Genomic DNA, 18295 nt, shown 5'->3' with positions numbered 1-18295 from the left:
TCACTCTTTGACCATCCTTGTTTTAGCGCTTTAAAACATAGTGAGCACTGACTGCACTGTTTGAGTAGACAAAGCCCAATCAATAAAAAAGCCGACAGTTCAATGAACTATCGGCTTTTTTGATGCTATCAATTTGGTATGAGCTTACCGTTCTTGTTTCTTATAAGCCACATCAGGTTCATCAGTCGTTTCAACCTCACAGGGCGTATCAACCCCATAAACCGTATCAAGATAGTCGTCTTTCTCTTTCCACGTGTTATTTAGCCAACTGTGGAAACGACGTTTAAACGCTTTATCTTCAAAATAATTACCGTTCACGTTCTCATCCATTGGGTGCAGTTTAATACGCACCACCACCTTGGTCATTTTACCCTTCAGCATGTCTTCAAATGGAGAAGCCTGATTTTCTGGGTAAGCTAAAGTAACATCCACAATACCATCCAAGATTGGGCCCATTGCCGATAGAGCAAACGCCACACCGCCTGTTTTCGGTTTAAGTAGATGTCGATAAGGTGTTTTCGCTGTCGCCAGTTTCTCGTGGTTTGCACGAGTCCCTTCCACAAAATTTACCAAGGTTGTCGGTGCCCATTTGAACTTAGTACATGCCTTATTAATTGCATCAAAGTCATCATTGCGACGCTCAGGGTTACGAATCAAAAACTCACGTGAGTGACGTCTCATGAAAGGCATATCCAAGCCCCAACAAGCCAAACCAACAAAAGGAACGTACAGCAATTCATGCTTAAGGAAGAACTTAGTCATTGGCATCTTGTCTTTCAAGATCGAAGACAAGATCACGATATCCGCCCAACTGAGGTGATTCGACATCATCAAGTACCATTGCTTAGTCGAGATGTCTTCCCCGCCCTCAACTTGCCACTCGATATCGTTATTCACATTCAACATCCAAAGATTGAGCGAAGCCCAACACCAAAATGTGAAATTCGCTAAACGAGTACATGACTTTTGAACAATAGAGATTGGAAGAATCAGTTTGATGAGGCCAAAAAAGCTCACGGTAAACGCAGTCATTGCGGTATTGATAGTCACGAACAATACGTTCAAGGCCATACGAAGATTATCAAGCATAAAACACGGCTATATTGAGATCGAAAGCCGCCATTATACTCATCTATAAAATATTCTCTTTAGTTATTGGTGAATACATTAAGGGTCAAACCACGGAACTAATTTTGGTCTGTGCCCATAGGGCAACTCATCGTTCTTAATCACAAGGAATCACATCAAAAAACAACAAAGGTGTCATTTAGACACAGCGGTACAAAGTCTATTTGACATCATTCAAGTTGATTTTTACCGAATAACCAGTATTGATAAGCATTCTCACTAATGGCATGGTACATGCAACTCCAAAGTGTAAATAGTTGAGTATCCTTAATGAGATAACTTCTCTAAGTAAAGGTGATGATATGACAGATATTCCTCATGGTTTGGTAACTGGCAAAGTCTTACATAAAACACAATGGACAGATCAACTGTTCTCGCTGCAACTCAGTGCTCCCGTCTCTCCCTATCAGGCAGGTCAGTTCACGAAACTTGGCCTGCTTAACAACGAGGAGGAGCTTGTCAGACGTGCTTATTCCATGGTGAATGCGCCAGAGCACGAACAAGGTCATCAACATCTGGAATTTTTGATTATTAAGGATCAGAACGGGCAGCTTTCACCTCAACTTCATGAGTTGAAGGTAGGCGATGACATATTTGTAGGCAAAGACCCAAGCGGCTTTATGACGCTAAATGAGATTCCAGAGATCGCCGACGACCTATGGATGCTTTCAACCGGAACCGCCGTTGGGCCTTTTATCTCAATGCTCGAAAGCATGCAGATACAACAGCAAAACGGCTCTGAATCTGAAAAAATCACCTCGTTCAAAAACCTTGTACTGGTTCATGCCGTAAGAACAGAGCAAGACCTCACGTATCAAGATCGAATCAATCAACTCGTTGAACACTTTCAGGGGAAACTACAATATGTGCCAATTATTTCTAGAGAATCAGTCACCGGAACTTTGCGCGGACGAATCCCAAGCTTGTTACTTGGAGGCGACCTTGAGCAAACCACGTCTGTCACTTTCAATCAAACCCGCAGTTTTTTCTACCTTTGTGGCAATCCGCAAATGGTTCGCGACACAAGTGAAGCACTAACCAACTTAGGTTTCGAGAAGCACTTACGCCGAAAGCCCGGCCAATTCAGCAGTGAAAACTACTGGTAATCACGGTCACCAATTCAATCAAAGCTAAAGCTTGTATTCAAAATACAGACAAGAGGTTTTATATGAGTCATTTACGTATTCCGTCACACTGGAAAATTCAACGTTCAACGCCATTTTTCACCAAAGACAACATACCGGCTGCATTGCTTAATCACCACAACACCGCAGAAGGTGTATTCGGGCAGATCTGCGTAATGGAAGGCACCGTCACCTTCTATGGTTTTGCCGATGCAAACGCGACAGAACCGGAAAGTGTTATTACGATCCTGGCTGGGCAATTTGCCACCAGCCCACCTCAATATTGGCATCGAGTAGAGCTTAGCGACGACGCACAATTCAACATTAACTTCTGGTCTGAGAAAGAGACTAAGAAGATGTTCAACACCCGAAAGTAAGATCCATTCAATATTGATGAACTTATAAGCAAGCTGCCTCGTACTGTGATTTTTAATGTTCAATAAGTGAAGACAACAGACCAAATAACCATAGTAATTACAATGACTAATGGTGATAGACAAGACAAAAAAACTCTAGCACACTGAACAGAGTTGCAGGGCATGTTGACCTATCGAGCTGATTTTTGCAGCCGTTTGTGGGTTATTTATACAAGGCAGAGAATTCGAGGTGTAGCTCGCCTACATGAGAATTCGATAACGCTGTAGAAAGGAACCACAAACACTGCCCGAAGGGTTCGGCTAAAATCGTTTTACTCTTTGTTGAGAGGGTTTTGCTTAGAATGACTAGGCGGCAAACCTCTCGTCGCGATTAAAACGATTTTATCTCGAACAAAACTTAACCGCGAAAGGTCAACATGCCCTTGTTTTAATCCCGTTTCAAAGAATGAATCAGTGGGTTATTTATATTTTAGGTAAGAGAGGAAGCCATGCTCAACATTGCTTTTTTTAGCTCAAAATCATACGACGAAAAATCATTTGAACTGGCAAAAGGCGAACTCAACGCCGAGTTCCATTTTCACGATTTTCGACTCACTACAACAACAGCAAAAATGGCGCACGACAACGAAGTGGTTTGTGCGTTTGTAAACGACGACCTATCGCGAGACGTGTTAGAGATTCTTGCTAAAGGCGGCACCAAGCTGATCGCGATGCGCTGTGCCGGTTTTGATAAAGTCGATTTAGATGCAGCCAAAGAGTTTGGTCTGCAAGTGGTTCGCGTTCCGGCTTACTCACCAGAATCGGTAGCAGAACACACGGTTGGCATGATGATGTGTTTGAACCGTAAACTACACAAAGCATACCAACGCACTCGTGATGCGAACTTCTCTCTTGAGGGTTTGGTTGGCTTTAACTTCCACGGTAAAACTGTTGGTGTGATCGGCTCTGGCAAAATTGGGCTAGCAACCATGCGTATTCTGAAAGGTTTAGGCATGAACATCCTATGCTACGACCCATACCCGAACCCATTGGCAAAAGAACTGGGCGCTAAATACGTTGAGCTCGACGAGCTTTACCAAGAATCTGACGTGATTTCTCTGCATTGCCCAATGAGTAAAGAGAACTACCACCTGTTGGATGCAACGGCATTTGAGAAAATGAAAGATGGCGTGATGATCGTCAACACCAGCCGTGGTGAACTACTGGATTCAACCGCAGCAATCGAAGCGTTGAAACAAAGCAAGATTGGCGCGCTTGGCCTTGATGTCTACGACAACGAGAAAGAGTTGTTCTTCCAAGACAAATCTAACGATGTGATTGTGGATGACGTATTCCGTCGCTTATCTGCTTGTCACAACGTATTGTTCACAGGTCACCAAGCCTTCCTGACTAAAGATGCTCTGTTCAACATTGCCAATACAACGCTCACCAGTGTTGATGCCTTTTTTACAGGTAACACCAGCGGCAACGAACTGGTTTAACAACAACTTGAGTTAATAGCAGACTGAGTTAGTAATAGACTCAATCTAGAAATAGAAAGCCACGCTAGTCCTAAGTGAACAGCGTGGCTTCTCGTTTATCCCGCATTCAAAAACAGTTCTAAACGCAGAAATGACAATCTTCGGTATCTAAGCCATAGACACCGTTTCTAATGGCAAGGTGCTCTTCCCCTGCTTTCACACCCATCTCATAACCTGCATTCAAGACCGTTTGATCCATTGTCAAACGCTTCACTGAAAACGCTTCTGGTGGCGCAATCACCTTGATGGTCGCATCTTTTGGAGGGTTACGAATGAACTCCAAAGACTGGTTATAGTTTTCGGCACGCACCGCCATCGACTCTGCAATATTCGGGAATTTCTTTAGCAGCTTTTTCAGCATCCACTGATACTTCTGCGGCTTCATTCGGTAGCTTAATGGGTGAGAAAGAATCACCGTAATGTCTCGTGCACCACGACGATAGGCTTCGCGAACCGGAATAGAGTCGGCTACACCACCATCGGTATAGCAACCACCAGAGAAGCACGGTGTTTCACGGTAAGCGATAGGTAGAGCTGTTGTTGCTTCAACCACGTTAGAAAGGTTTTCTGGCTTGATGTGATAGTAGTCTGCACTGCCAGTATCGACGTTAGTTACAGCAGCAATTAAAGGAACACTTGAGAACAGCTCACCACAATCCAGTGGATAACGATGGTTGGATTCATCCCACAACCACTTAACGTCGACCAAATTGCCACCTTTAGCAAAGCGAGCAGGATTGAAGAACGTTTTATCCGTCGCCATGGTAGTAATCACGTTGTAGCTACGCTTCGGAGCTTGAGATAAGTAACCAACCAAATTCGACACACCCGCAGATACGCCAATAGAAAAATCATAAGGACGGAAATCGTCTTGCATAAAAGCGTCCAATACTCCTGCTGCGAAGATGCCTCTCATTGCCCCACCTTCAACGATTAATGCGCTCTTACTCATCTCAAACTCTTCTACTTTATAAACTGATAGCCGTAGGATAATCCGTTACCCTAACTAAATATAATGGGATGAGTTTATTAATTTGATAGGCAAAAACTATCAATAGAAATGGTGCTAATTTTCAAGTAATTGGTACGACTTACACGACTCACCTAATACACAGCATGATCAAAAAAGGCCGTTGAGTGATTCACTCAACGGCCTTTCATTTAACTAATCAAACTTATTGATTACGACTTAAATTCGCTTACATCGATTTCAAGTAGCTTACCAATGCCTTCTCCGTAAGCAGGGTCGGCTTTGTAACAGTGTCTTAAGTGACGCAGCTGAATCTCTTTAGGCACGCCGCCTAGGTTACGAGCAGTGTTATCAAACAGAATCGCTTGTTTCTCTGGCGTCATCAGGCGGAACAAGTCACCCGGTTGCGAGAAGTAATCTTCATCTTCGCGGTGATCCCAATGCGCTGCAGCACCATCTAGGTTCAATGCTGGCTCTGCAAAGTCTGGCTGCTCTGCCCATTGGCCTTCGTTGTTTGGCTCATAGCCAAGTGTGCTACCAAAGTTACCATCAACACGCATCGCACCATCACGGTGGTAGCTGTGGACAGGGCAACGAGGTGCGTTTACTGGGATATGCTGATGGTTAACACCCAAACGGTAGCGCTGTGCATCACCGTAAGCAAACAGACGGCCTTGTAACATCTTGTCTGGTGAGAAGCTGATACCCGGAACCACGTTTGCCGGGTTGAATGCAGACTGCTCAACTTCAGCGAAGAAGTTTTGTGGGTTACGGTTCAATTCAAACTCACCCACCTCAATTAATGGGTAATCTGCGTGTGGCCAGATCTTAGTCAGATCGAACGGGTTGTATGGCACTTTCGCTGCGTCCGCTTCTGGCATCACTTGAACTTTCAGTGTCCATTTAGGGAAGTCTTGATTATCAATGCTGTCTAGCAGATCACGTTGATGACTTTCGCGGTCATCGCCGATCACTTGTGCCGCTTCTGCATCAGACAAGTTCTTAATACCTTGCTGAGATTTGAAGTGGAACTTAACCCAGAAACGTTCGTTGTCTGCATTAATAAAGCTGAATGTATGGCTACCAAAACCATGCATATGACGGTAAGTCGCAGGAATACCACGGTCACTCATTACGATGGTGATTTGGTGAAGCGCTTCAGGTAGAGAGGTCCAGAAATCCCAGTTGTTTTTCGCACTGCGCATGTTGGTGCGAGGGTCACGCTTAACCGCATGGTTTAGATCTGGGAACTTGAGAGGATCACGAAGGAAGAATACTGGCGTGTTGTTACCCACCATGTCCCAGTTACCTTCTTCAGTATAAAACTTCAATGCAAAGCCACGGATATCACGCTCAGCATCGGCAGCACCACGCTCACCCGCCACCGTTGTAAAACGTGCAAACAGGTCGGTCTTTTTGCCTATTTCAGAAAACAGTTTTGCCTTGGTGTATTTGGTAATGTCATGCGTAACAGTAAATGTACCGTAAGCGCCTGAACCTTTCGCGTGCATACGACGCTCTGGAATGACTTCGCGGTCAAAATGCGCCATCTTTTCTAAAAACCAAACATCTTGAAGAAGTTGAGGACCGCGCTTACCCGCAGTTTGAACATTCTGGTTATGAGCAACAGGACAACCCGCAGCTGTAGTTAGTTTTTTACTCATGATCTATTCCTTAAGGTCCAAAGGTGCAGCAATAGTGAGTGCACCTTGATATTTATACTGGCTTCCTTTCAAAAGCCCCTAAAATATTATGGATATAGAATAGACCTCTAATGGCATAAAATATAATCGTTTCTATTTATCGTTATAATCTATAAAACCTATTGAGCGACTGATTTAGGAATCATATTCTAAGGCACTGACTAATCGAGTATTTTCCTTCCTAGTTTAAGCGTCGCTGCAATATTCCTAGCCGTTCTTGCCAGATTTTTTTCCGCTTCTTTCAGAACTTGGTCAAGTGACTGAGGAGAACGAACCGTACCAAACAAGCTGCTCATTTCTCCATAAAGAGTTTCTACTTCAGTTCCCAATGAGCCAGCAATAGCTATGGTTGGAATGCCTTGTAAGCTCGCTCGTTTAGCCATGCCATAAGGCGTTTTCCCTTGCAGAGTTTGGTTGTCCATCTGCCCTTCGCCAGTAATCACCAAATCGGCACCTTTCAATAGATCATCAGCTTGCAAAACATCGAGCACCATCTCAATGCCGGGTTTAATTTGGATATTGAATAACAAACCAAGTCCCATCGGCGTGCCACCAGCCGCACCATAACCCGTACGCTTGTGAACGGGGTCATCACCACCAACACAACCTTGCGATTCAGCGATTTGAGCAAAATTCGCTAGCGCCTTATCCAGTATCAATACTTGGTCAGGTGTCGCCCCTTTTTGTGGGCCGAATACGTGGCTAGCACCGTTGTCACCACACAATGGATTATCAACATCGCACGCCACAATCAACTCGACATCTGCACAGCGCGAATCTAAGCCGGTAAGATCTATTGATGCGAGTTCTGCAAGTGCAGCACCACCTCGGTTAAGCTCTTGTCCATTGCTATCTTGCCCCTTACTATCTAACAAGCGCCCACCTAGAGCTTGAACGATACCCGCACCGCCATCGTTGGTCGCACTGCCACCCAATCCAAGAATAATCGTTTGAGCGCCCTGCTCTATTGCTTCCAAAATCAGCTGTCCTGTTCCAAAAGACGAAGCAATCAAAGGATCACGCTGTTCTGGTTTCAATAAATCCAAACCAGACGCAGCAGCTATCTCTATCAAAGCCGTTCTCTTGGAGCTCTGAACTGACGGTTCTAACATCGCCCATTCAGCACTAATCAATGTTCCCAATGGCCCTTGAACTTTATTTGTTCGCTTTTGTCCGGCTAAACCTTGTAGCAATACATCTACCGTACCTTCACCTCCATCAGCTAAAGGTAAAGTCACATAGTCAGCGTCAGGAAAGATTTCACGAAAGCCCTTTTCAATACACGCCGCCACCGATACCGCCGATAAAGATTCTTTAAACGAGTCTGGTGCAATAACAATTTTCATAGCGATGAGTTCCAATTGAATATTCGTTTTGACAGCTTATTCTCATTCTATTGACTCTAATAAAGCAAGAACAGCCCTTCATAACCGCCAATATGAATTTCAGTCACATACTCTCCGATGTTGCCGTTTTCATCGACAGGCTTCATCGGCACGTCCAATACAATCATCAGCTTCTCTGCCTCATAAAAGCTCGAATTCTTACCGTGGAAATCCGTGCGGTACAACACACGACCATTGCTGAACTCTCTCGCTAACACCATATCTTCAGGGCCACCCGCGGCCACCTGATTTTTAGATTGATACATAAAGTACGTGAACGTAGGTAGAACGTGAGTCATACCATTAGGCAGATCAGCATGCACCACTTCACTCATCGATGAATCACCAACGATGGTGTAGTCTGCGGGTTGAGGTGTCGTTGTCGACAACATCAAAGGAATTGGCTCAAATCCCTGTAGGGCCTGATGACTCGCCTCTCCCAAATCAACGGCTAATAACGAACTTGGTTGATAAGCGATATTTTTAGGGACACCACTTTGCCAGAAAGTGTCTGCAGTCGTGTTATCACTCCCATAGACGTAACTATTGTTCCACTGATTAAAATAGCTGTGTTGAGCATGTCGATTGAGGTGGTAAATCGCTAGGGTCGAGTATTGGTCTTTCTTCCAATTCTCTTCACTATTTCCTAGATATTGGACTCGCCCGTAACGCGTTGTCGCCTGAAAAATAACTCTTTGTCCATTGTAGGCGAGCGCAGAATTATCCCAGAACTTAGAGATCCCCGAGTAACCACTAAATCCAGTAGACGGAAAAATGTAATGCTCTCTCAGATACAAAGACCCGGCTTCGCTAAGATGAGACTGCCCATTTCGCCCCATCAAGTTCGCCGTTCCGATATTCAATCCAATCGACGCATCACTTTCTAAAGCAGATAGATTTTTGAGAAACGCTGAAAATTGTTGTTTATAGAGATCATCCGCTTGATTTGAACCCGCAACAGATCCTAACTCTTGAACATGTCCGCCAGAATGGACATAGAACTGGTTCGAGCCAATGAGTTTATTTGTGTCGTCGTTGTATGCACCATTCAAACCTTGGCTTGCCCAGCTTTGCTTGTAGTAGCGATGAATGGCCAATAAATAATCCGCGTTTGCGACGTTCGTTAACGACCAAGATGAATTCGTGCTCCACATTCGACCAAATGGCACCACTCTTGATTCCCAACGAAAACGCGCTGTCGCATTCTTATTGGTTCGATTTCGATACTCGCTTGGCGACAAGTAGTTATCGCCATTCAGGTCTGCAGACACGTCAAAGCCACGAATTTTTCGCCATTGGCTGATAGCATTGCCATCCGGAGTTGTGGTCGGAGCGTCGGTTAACTTAACGGTTGGAAAGCTATTTTTGAGTTTTACTTCTTTTAACCGCGGCCTGTCGTCTGCGTTCTCACTTTGCCAACGAACTCTCACAACGTATAAACGGCCACCCTCTCTCAAAAAGGTTGAACCAAAATACTGGCCGCCACCATAACTCACCCCACTGCCATCATGAGTTGTGGCTCTTACCCAGTTACCCGGAAGGTTCCAAATCACCGATTGGTTTCTGGTCATATTGAGCGTTTTGTCTTTCTTTACATCGAGCCTTTCCCACTGTGAAACCCTTCCGTGAGAGTCAATAGCTGTTGGGTATTCAATCCAGAATTCGCCGCTGACAGCAAACTGTGAGAACTTAAAGGTCAGCCTTTCGAACTGTTCAGCATGATAGACATACAAAGCCCCGCCCTGTTCGAAATTCTCAAACACATCAGCATCCCAAGGAGGCTCTTGATACAGCCAAAAGCCCGCATGATCTTCACTGGCTGTATAGCCCAAGGTCATAGGCTTTCCACTTAAGAGAGTATTTTCACCGTGGGTGTTATCAACTTCTGCGAGCACTGTATCTTCAGAAAAATGGAGAAAGAAGTCTTCAAAATCAACGCCATGTAATTCTGCGTTATTACGAAGGTCATTCTCCAACCAACCAGAATTGATCTCCATTTTTTGGTTATACATATACCCAATTGTCGTAGCTCGCTTATTGTCGGTTTTATCTGCATAAGAGCCAAATACGAGGTCACTGTTCGCAATTTCCCAATCAATGACAGCATTCGCAGACATTGGGGAGCCCGAAAGATTAACACCAGCTTCATGTTGCCCTGGCAGCACAACCGCTGTACCAACAGCAAAAGTGTAGCCAGCGATTAAACATGACGGTATAAGTGCGAGCAGCCCAGAAATGTAAGTTTTCATGATTAAAACTTCCTAATCGATACCATTACCACTCAAAATACTTCGTTTAAAATCAACATATTAAACATCAACTTTGGGGACAATGTACGAAAAAAGTATCGTCTAGAAAAGTTCATAGTTCAAGCGTTAAGCCACCCGGTTCGACGAGCATTTAAGTGTGCCATCGAATACCCGAATGAAGACAATCTGAAACTACCGCCAGCTTAAGGGGGAAATGACGGCTTCAATACAAACACGACCTAATTTTGAGGTTAAATAATCGCGTTAGTAGATAGAGAAACATAACGAGATGATTGGATTAACGCATCTAATCTCAGTTTCAAGGCTCCTCTATTGAAACTCAACTTAGATAAGCTAGTCTCGGTGATCTAAACAAGAACGATGACAACAGAGAGTGGTAAATAAAGTAATGTACGTTGACTATCATAAGCGGCTGATTCCCGTTGTCCGCTATTTAGAGAAACACTTTAACGAGCCACTCAACCTAATCGAAGTCGCGGCGTTAGCCAACTTTTCACCCTACCATTTTCATCGCACTTTTAAAGCCGTTCAAGGCGAGACGCTTGCTGATTTCATCAGGCGACTGAGGCTTGAATCCGCAGCTGATGATCTTTTCAAATCCAAGCAACCTGTCCTGAATATCGCTCTGGAATATGGTTTCTCGTCCTCGCAAAGCTTGGCCAAAGCATTCAAACAGCACTTTGGAGTAACTCCTACGGCATTTCGTGATTGTGAAGATTACCAAGCGTTTTCTGAGTTGACGCGAAATAGCAAGATTGGACACACGTTGCGCAAGAATGGAAACGCAGCAACCGCAAGCAATTCATATACTGACTCCGAACCAACAACATGGAGTAGGACAATGAAAACGCAACAATTCGAACCGTCAAAACTAGCGTATGTACGAGTGACAGGCCCCTATGGACAGGGTTATGAAGAACCAAGCGGTCGTCTTTATCAATGGGCAGAAATGAAAGGATTAGCAGGTAACAGCTGCATCTTTATCTATCATGACAATCCAGAAATCACGCCGAACGATAAATGCCGTACTGACATCTGCTTGATGGTCTCAGACGACACTGAAGTACCAAATGGAATCGAATTGAAAGATTTTCCCGGCGGACAATATGCAGTGATGCGCCAAACCATCACCGAGCCAAGCCAATACGCTAAAGCTTGGGACGACCTGATGAGTAAAGTGATAGAGTCCGGTATCGAAACCGAAGATCGCCCTTGCTTTGAGCTTTACCACAGCTACGATCAACAAACTCAGCATTCAGATGTTAGCTTCTGCACCGCAATTAAATAACAAAACAAAATTCAGTAACAAAGCCTACCTCGCGTAGGCTTTCGTTCTTTAGTTAACGAACCAATAAGGACTCTTACGAAAGCTTCTTAAAGTCTATGGTTCCACTTCCCTTGATGGTCGCGGTCGCAATTTTCTTGTGTATCGAAACTGACGTGCTTATCGATATTCTTCAATGTAATCCCAACCTGACTAAACGCCTTTTGGATAGCAACAGAGACCTCCTGCTGACCTCCTCCGTCTAAGAAGTTCGTTCTATCCTGATTGGTATCGAATACGCAAACGATTTTCAAACTTTGCGGGAATGAAGAGAAATTGACCGTATGAGTCACCCAAAGAAAACCATCGTAGCTTTTCAACGTATCTTCACACACGTCCGTTAACACGTCTCTGATTTGATTTTCGATCTTCTTATCTGATTTGCGCATGAAGCAAAGTTCCTATTTAACACCTTAAAAAATAAGGTTTTTTGGTCAATGTTGTCTTAACCGACATTGGACACTGTGGCCGTTTCAAATGCAAAGTATTTATTGGGAAGAATCGACTTGAAGATATAGAGGAAACGCCTCATGCTTGATCACTGACGAGGCAATCAAACATGAGCCGAATATAGAATTTACGAAGATCTTAGCTCGCCACTTGTTCCCAATCCGTCAGTAACTTCATGATTACGCGAGAGTCTTGATGAGTCGCCATGGGCGCTACAAGTTGTGTGTCACCTTGCTCAACTGCTTGGCGGATATTACGCACTTGATAATGAAAGCCATCGCCTTGCGCTTCGACTTTCACTTCGCGTGTCGATGTTTCATAGATCTCAACCGTGAATGTATTGTCTTCGCTCGGTAGCCATGGGTTGGTGTCGAGTGTGATACAGCCTTTGCTGCCTAGAATCGTGAAGCCATGCTTTAAGCCGTGGTCTTCTGCGGTATGGATTTGCGCGGTAAAATGGTCGTTGAAGCGCATCATCGACGATGATTCACAGATGTTGCCATCTTGGCCACGTCGGCCGATTGCAGAGATCTGCAGATCATCAAACACACTTTCACCAAACTGGTGTTGTGCGACAGAGTGAATCAGCGACATTGGGTAGCAACCTAAGTTGTATAGCGCGCCCTTGCTCGCAGGGTTCACAAACTGATCAATCGCCGCAACGTATGAACCCTGAATTGAGCGCACTTCGCCAATCTCACCTGTCGCTAATTCTTGATGAAGCTTGGCGATCAATGGATGATTCAAGTACATCAAACCTTCAGCAAAGAATACGTCCGCTTCTTTCACCGCTTGCAAAGCTTGCTCGGTTTTTTCCATATCAACCGACAGAGACTTTTCACACAAGATCGCTTTGCCTTTTTGAGCCGCTTTAATCACATATTCATGATGAACATGGTTTGGCAGAGCAATGTAGATGATGTCGACCGACTCATCTTCAATCAAGGCGTCATAGCTGTTGAAGGTTCGTGTTGGTTGGTATTGGGCAGCAAACTCGTTAAGTGTTTTTTCAGTACGACCAGCAACGGCATACAGCTCGCTTTGAGCATCGCCTTTGATCGCATCCGCCATTACGCCTGAGATAAAGCTGGTTCCTAGGATTCCCCATTTCATGTCTTAGATCTCCTGCTCTTGTGCTTTGATAGGTCCACGTTGCGTTTCGAATGCTTGAACCAACTCGGTAATGCCACGCTCAATAAACGCTTTAGTATGAGGCATCACAAAGTGCTGATTGATCGCTGCACGGTTAGCGTATTGCTCAAGCAAAATCACACGATCGCTTTGGCTTTGATCATAGGTTGCAATCGCTTGTAGGCAGCCCGGTTCGCTTTGCATGTCTAAACAAAACTGTTCGATGGCTTCGATCGCAGCAGCTCGCTCTATGTTGGTTTTGATCTTAAGTTCGGCAGTAACAAAGATGGTTTCATTCGTTTGAGGCATTTCACGCTCTTATTTTAGTTAATTATCGGTTTGCCATTAATATAATTACCCCCTAATAATTGATAAACTCGCCTTTTGTTTATTGTTTATCAACCAAGAGTGTTCAATGGATAAGTTAACCAGCATGAAAGTCTTCGTCTATGTTGTGGAACAAGGCAGCTTTCGCAGTGCCGCCAACCACTTCAACCTATCGGCGACCATGATCAGTAAACATGTCCACCACCTTGAAACGAGCCTTAACTCTCAACTAATTCATCGCACAACGCGTAAGCAGTCTTTAACCGATTCAGGTCAACTTTATTATCGAGAATGTAAGCGAATTCTCGAAGACATCAGCAACGCTGAAAACCTGATTCAAACCTTGGAAAACCAACCTCAAGGCACCGTAAAAATAAACTGCCCAGTCACTTATGGAAATAAGGTGCTCGCCCCGATAGTGGCTAAGTTTCTCGCGAATCACCCGACGATCAACGTCGAACTCGTGTTGAACAACGATCTTGTTGATCCTTACTCTTCTGATATTGATTTGATGGTGCGAATTGGCGATCTGTCTGACTCTAGCTTAGTCGCCAGATACTTAGGGGATTATGTGATGTGTTACTGCGCGGCTCCAGAGTACCTTAGCCAACATGCAGAAATCAGCGTGTTGGAAGACCTTGCGCAACACCCATCACTTGGGTTCAGTTACAGCAGCCAAGCTCCTCACGCCACACCGAACAAAGAACGTGTGCGCTTGATGTCGAATAATGGTGATGTGTTGCGATATGCCACTCTACAAGGCGTAGGTGTGTTGTTACAGCCGACTATCTTAGTTGCCGAAGAAATTGAACGTGGGATGCTATTGGAGATCTTGCCCGGCATGGCACCGTTACCCAAACCGATCCACTTGTTGTACAAAACTAAGCAACTGTCATTGAAAAACCGAACCTTTGTCGAGTTTTTATTAGCCGCTCTTTCCGAGTAACTAAGCGCTTTCTAAACAACAAAGACCGCTAGACTGTTTGCCAATGGCTCATCAAGCGTTTCCCAAGATCAGAAGGTGTTGTGTTATGGACGATCATCTCATCACATTGGTTGAACACCATAAAGTGCTTTAGTTCTTCGCACAAAGCGTCAATCAATGACTCATGATTTTTAACTCTATCTTCAACAACCAAGTTGCGAATATTGAGTAAACGGGTCTTCCTGTCGACCTTACAATCCATTCGCGCCACCAGCTTACCTTGCCACAGAATCGGCAAACTAAAGTAACCAAACTGACGCTTGGCCTCTGGCACATAGCACTCAAGGAGGTAGTCAAAGTTGAACAATGATTGCATTCGCTTTCGTTGAATCAACAGGTTATCAAACGGAGAAAGTATCTTTAGCTTGGTTCTGGAAAGGGGTTGATTCAACAACTCAAACGCATCAGGCAGTACATAGTAATCAGAGCCTTGAATCTCTACTTTCAGAACCTGCTTATCTTCAAGCATCTGTTGGAGTGTTTTCTGAATCAGAGGCTTAGTGTTCTTAAGTAGGTAGCTCATTTCCGACGCTATTCCAACTCCGTTAGCCTCTAAATAACGTGTTATCAGATGCTCGATGTACTCTTGTTCTGTCGGCTCAGAGGTATCAATTCCGCTCGGCAAAACTCGCTCGGTTAGGTCATACACCTTATGAAAATTCACTCGGCTTGGCACCATTAAGTCGCCTTGCATGAACAATGTTTCTAATGCTTGCTTGGCCGGTTTACCGCCCCACCCGCCGGGGTTTGGCCTATCCCCTTCAAAATCTTTCGCCATCAACGGCCCTTCGCTCTCAATGCGTTTGAGGACATGTGCCATCAGTGCGTCATCCTTTTTATACCAATGCTTGAGCTTACCGCTCGCAAACCCATTCTTTCGATGCAGGCTGAAGCGGTAGTCACGCATGGGTAAATACGCAGCGGCATGCGACCAATATTCAAATACTTCTCGACGCTCTAACAGCTTATCAAGATGGTTCAGTTGGTAATCTTGATTGCGATTCCAAAGCGTGTGGTGGTGAGCTCGCTGAATCACAGAGATGGTATCAATTTGCACATAGCCAAGGTTTTCAATCGCAGACAACGTGTTCGCCAAAGCGCCCCCATTGCGTTGCTTTTTAGGTGGCAACTTCTTAGGCGGCAGCTTTTGCGAAAGCAATACCAGTTTTTGCGCTTGAGCGAGTGACAGTGATTCCATGTAATTCAGACTCTAATTGATACCAATGATCCGTTTATGATTCAGCAATAAGCTCTTGAAGAATCTGCTTATATGTTTCTATCGTCTGCGCGCCCGTTACTGCACTCTTACGGTTGAACACCACAGTAGGAACCGCAGAGATCCCCATGCGTTGCCATTCAAACTCTTGCGCTTCAATTTGCTTCAAGTTGTCGGTGTTCTTTAGGCGCTTCAGTGCCTTCGTTGAGTTTAGCCCAACCGCTTCAAGCTCTTGTGCCATGACTTCAAGGTCAGACAGATCTTTTTGCTCTGTGAAGTGAGCGGTAAAGAAGCGTAGCTTTAACTCAGTCTGTTTACCGTGCGCTAGTGCAAAATCGAGAAGTACATGTAGATGACGTGAATTGACCATTCTCATGCTGTCATAGAAATTGAAATCGAAACCAACCGATTTGCCACGCGCCGCCAGTTGCTCACGCGAACTTTGGCTCTCTTCCGCACTAGAACCGTATTTCCTCATGATATGGTCACGCAAGTTTTCACCCTCTTGCGGCATATCAGGATTGAGCTCAAACGGCTGCCATTCAAGTTCAATTTGCTCCGCTAAGCCAAGTTCCGTAATGGCTTGCTCTAAGTTTTTGTAGCCGACCACGCACCAAGGGCACATTACGTCAGAAATAATATCGAGTTGAAGTTTATTGCTCATCGTCATTCCAAATGATCATTGATAAAGCATGTCCGCTGTATAAGCAGGCATCCCATTTACCTTCAGACTACAACAACCTGAACAATCGTTCAAATTTAACTAAATTCAACATTAACGAACAAAAAAGCCAACTCATGTTCACGAGTTGGCTTTAATAAAAATCTGTTGGAGCTTAACCGCGTTACGCTAGCAGCTTCTCAAGCACTTGGAACACACCGGCATCAACGTTGCTCGGTGCGCCAAAACGAGCAATCTCTTTCAGCTTAGGATGGGCGTTTTCCATCGCGTAAGAGTGGTGGCTCTCTTTAAGCATTTCCAAGTCATTCAGGTAGTCACCAAAACTCATGGTCTGCTCGTAAGTGAAACCTAATGTATTTTGTAGATGTTTAATCGCCGCGCCTTTTGACGCTTCAGCGTTCATCACATCCAACCAAATTTTCGCACTGACAACCACTTGGTAGTTCTCACCAAACTTGGCATCAATAGTTGGGTTCACTTTCTCTTGTGAACCGTCGAAGTGACAGATAGCCACCTTGATGAAATCGTCTTCTACCGCCAGTAAATCTTCTACTTGCTCACGGCGATGGTAGTACTTAGAGATCTCCGCTAGAGCACGCTCATCTTTGGTTTCGATGTATGCAGACTTCTTACCACATAGCACCACATGAGCACCTTCAATCGCGCGAGCTTCTTTAATGATCTCTTTGATGGCATCAGTATCAAGTAAGCAACTGTAAAGCTCTTGGCCTTTATGCATCACCAATGTGCCGTTTTCAGCAACGAACATCATGCGATCTTTTAGCGGGGCAAAGGTTTCCATCAAGCTGTAGTACTGACGACCCGATGCCGCAGCAAAAATAATGTCTTGAGCTTCTAAGCGCTCGTAAAGGTTGAAAAATTCTGGGTCTAACTTTCCGTGTTCATTAAGCAGAGTGCCGTCCATATCAGCAGCGATAAATTTGATGTTCTGTTGTGGCATTTCAGGGCTTACCTATTAGTAAAAATTAAAGTGCAAATTATGATTTTTCGTTATCTTGTGTAACGGTTCTGCGTTCGATTATATCGCTAGAGTAGCCAGTGAATGCAATGCTTTTCGATAGGCTTTTTTCTTCGAATGATGGCTTGAGTCTGACTTTGAATCAAGCTGACCAAACTCACTTCTCACGATAAGCCCTTCAATGAAGGTCATGACTGATTCGCTGCGTAATTCTAATGTTGCAGCGTCTACCTCTTCGCCACCACTCACCACGTTGTGAATAGTATTCTTAAGCCAAACTTTGTGCTGTCGCGAGAGCATCGCAATGTCATCTTCGGACTCTTTGAATTCCGCCAAGGCGTGCATGAACATACAACCTTTGAAATCAGGTTGTTCAAACCACGCAAGATGCCAATCTAACAGCGCATCGAGTTGGTTTTGTATCCCAGAAGTTGATGATAGCGCCGCTTCTAAACTCGACTCGAAGCGCTGATGACGCCTTTCTAACACCGCTTCAATCAACTTGGTTTTTGAACCAAAATGGCGGTACATGGAGGTTTTGGAAACCGCCGCCTCATCACGAATCATATCTACCCCAACAGCGGTATAGCCATACTGATTAAATAGCGACTCCGCTACATCCAAAATCAGATCTTTTTTACTCATCGTTAATCAACCTTAAAATCGCTCTGAAATCGTAGAGCTCAATTTCTCGTTGCAAGAAGTGTACAGATCTGTATCATTC

17 protein-coding genes are annotated in these 18295 nt (G+C 44.6%); 5 read left to right on the top strand and 12 right to left on the bottom strand.

Features of this window, described 5'->3' with window-relative positions; translation table 11 throughout:
- Positions 1-144: 144 nt before the first annotated feature.
- Complete coding sequence (locus AB6E08_RS06885; protein WP_371707107.1) at positions 145-1089, bottom strand: acyltransferase; 945 nt, start codon at positions 1087-1089, stop codon at positions 145-147.
- A gap of 341 nt (positions 1090-1430) precedes the next feature.
- Between AB6E08_RS06885 and AB6E08_RS06880 the strand changes: the two genes are divergently transcribed.
- The 3 genes from AB6E08_RS06880 to AB6E08_RS06870 all read left to right on the top strand — a co-directional run bounded on the left by AB6E08_RS06880 (position 1431) and on the right by AB6E08_RS06870 (position 4110).
- On the top strand, positions 1431-2234 hold the full coding sequence (locus tag AB6E08_RS06880) for a ferredoxin--NADP reductase (RefSeq protein ID WP_371707108.1): 804 nt from the start codon (positions 1431-1433) through the stop codon (positions 2232-2234).
- Positions 2235-2296: 62 nt separating this feature from the next.
- Positions 2297-2629, top strand: a complete 333-nt coding sequence (locus AB6E08_RS06875; RefSeq protein ID WP_371707109.1) for a DUF1971 domain-containing protein — start codon at positions 2297-2299, stop codon at positions 2627-2629.
- 488 nt (positions 2630-3117) lie between these two features.
- A complete protein-coding gene (locus tag AB6E08_RS06870) occupies positions 3118-4110 on the top strand; it encodes a 2-hydroxyacid dehydrogenase (protein ID WP_012600151.1) in 993 nt (330 codons plus the stop codon).
- A 118-nt stretch (positions 4111-4228) separates the two neighbouring features.
- On the opposite strand, the gene AB6E08_RS06865 is transcribed toward AB6E08_RS06870, so the two are convergent.
- The 4 genes from AB6E08_RS06865 to AB6E08_RS06850 form a co-directional block, all read right to left on the bottom strand.
- Complete coding sequence (locus tag AB6E08_RS06865; RefSeq protein ID WP_372045488.1) at positions 4229-5101, bottom strand: patatin family protein; 873 nt, start codon at positions 5099-5101, stop codon at positions 4229-4231.
- A 230-nt stretch (positions 5102-5331) separates the two neighbouring features.
- On the bottom strand, positions 5332-6783 hold the full coding sequence (locus tag AB6E08_RS06860) for a catalase (protein ID WP_017100300.1): 1452 nt from the start codon (positions 6781-6783) through the stop codon (positions 5332-5334).
- 200 nt (positions 6784-6983) lie between these two features.
- The gene (locus AB6E08_RS06855) at positions 6984-8168 is read right to left on the bottom strand and encodes a glycerate kinase (protein WP_372045487.1); all 1185 of its coding nucleotides are present in this window, start codon (positions 8166-8168) and stop codon (positions 6984-6986) included.
- A 56-nt stretch (positions 8169-8224) separates the two neighbouring features.
- On the bottom strand, positions 8225-10456 hold the full coding sequence (locus tag AB6E08_RS06850) for a hypothetical protein (RefSeq protein WP_372045486.1): 2232 nt from the start codon (positions 10454-10456) through the stop codon (positions 8225-8227).
- 409 nt (positions 10457-10865) lie between these two features.
- On the opposite strand from AB6E08_RS06850, the gene AB6E08_RS06845 reads away from it, so the two are divergent.
- A complete protein-coding gene (locus AB6E08_RS06845; RefSeq protein WP_081229310.1) occupies positions 10866-11765 on the top strand; it encodes a GyrI-like domain-containing protein in 900 nt (299 codons plus the stop codon).
- Between the two features lie 86 nt (positions 11766-11851).
- Here the strand turns inward: AB6E08_RS06845 and AB6E08_RS06840 are convergent, their stop codons facing one another.
- From AB6E08_RS06840 to AB6E08_RS06830, 3 genes are all read right to left on the bottom strand, one after another.
- Positions 11852-12190 (bottom strand): Fis family transcriptional regulator, encoded by a 339-nt coding sequence (locus AB6E08_RS06840; protein WP_135442106.1) that lies wholly within the window; start codon positions 12188-12190, stop codon positions 11852-11854.
- Positions 12191-12389: 199 nt separating this feature from the next.
- On the bottom strand, positions 12390-13364 hold the full coding sequence (locus AB6E08_RS06835; RefSeq protein WP_371996188.1) for a Gfo/Idh/MocA family protein: 975 nt from the start codon (positions 13362-13364) through the stop codon (positions 12390-12392).
- 3 nt (positions 13365-13367) lie between these two features.
- Positions 13368-13691, bottom strand: a complete 324-nt coding sequence (locus tag AB6E08_RS06830) for a putative quinol monooxygenase (RefSeq protein WP_102483327.1) — start codon at positions 13689-13691, stop codon at positions 13368-13370.
- Between the two features lie 106 nt (positions 13692-13797).
- Between AB6E08_RS06830 and AB6E08_RS06825 the strand changes: the two genes are divergently transcribed.
- Positions 13798-14655 (top strand): LysR substrate-binding domain-containing protein, encoded by an 858-nt coding sequence (locus AB6E08_RS06825; protein WP_371707127.1) that lies wholly within the window; start codon positions 13798-13800, stop codon positions 14653-14655.
- A gap of 28 nt (positions 14656-14683) precedes the next feature.
- On the opposite strand, the gene AB6E08_RS06820 is transcribed toward AB6E08_RS06825, so the two are convergent.
- From AB6E08_RS06820 to AB6E08_RS06805, 4 genes are all read right to left on the bottom strand, one after another.
- Positions 14684-15892, bottom strand: a complete 1209-nt coding sequence (locus AB6E08_RS06820; RefSeq protein WP_371707128.1) for a winged helix-turn-helix domain-containing protein — start codon at positions 15890-15892, stop codon at positions 14684-14686.
- A 34-nt stretch (positions 15893-15926) separates the two neighbouring features.
- Positions 15927-16574 carry a DsbA family oxidoreductase gene (locus AB6E08_RS06815; RefSeq protein WP_371707129.1) on the bottom strand — a complete coding sequence of 216 codons (648 nt, stop codon included), beginning with the start codon at positions 16572-16574 and terminating at the stop codon, positions 15927-15929.
- Positions 16575-16755: 181 nt separating this feature from the next.
- Positions 16756-17553, bottom strand: a complete 798-nt coding sequence (locus AB6E08_RS06810) for a Cof-type HAD-IIB family hydrolase (protein ID WP_371707130.1) — start codon at positions 17551-17553, stop codon at positions 16756-16758.
- Positions 17554-17631: 78 nt separating this feature from the next.
- Complete coding sequence (locus AB6E08_RS06805) at positions 17632-18216, bottom strand: TetR/AcrR family transcriptional regulator (RefSeq protein ID WP_371707131.1); 585 nt, start codon at positions 18214-18216, stop codon at positions 17632-17634.
- Positions 18217-18295 lie beyond the last annotated feature (79 nt).

It is taken from the genome of Vibrio sp. 10N.247.310.24, from assembly GCF_041467175.1.
Taxonomy (GTDB): Bacteria; Pseudomonadota; Gammaproteobacteria; order Enterobacterales; family Vibrionaceae; genus Vibrio; species Vibrio tasmaniensis_A.
The sequence above is the reverse complement of the archived record's forward strand: the minus strand, read 5'-3'. Positions and strand labels throughout refer to the sequence as shown.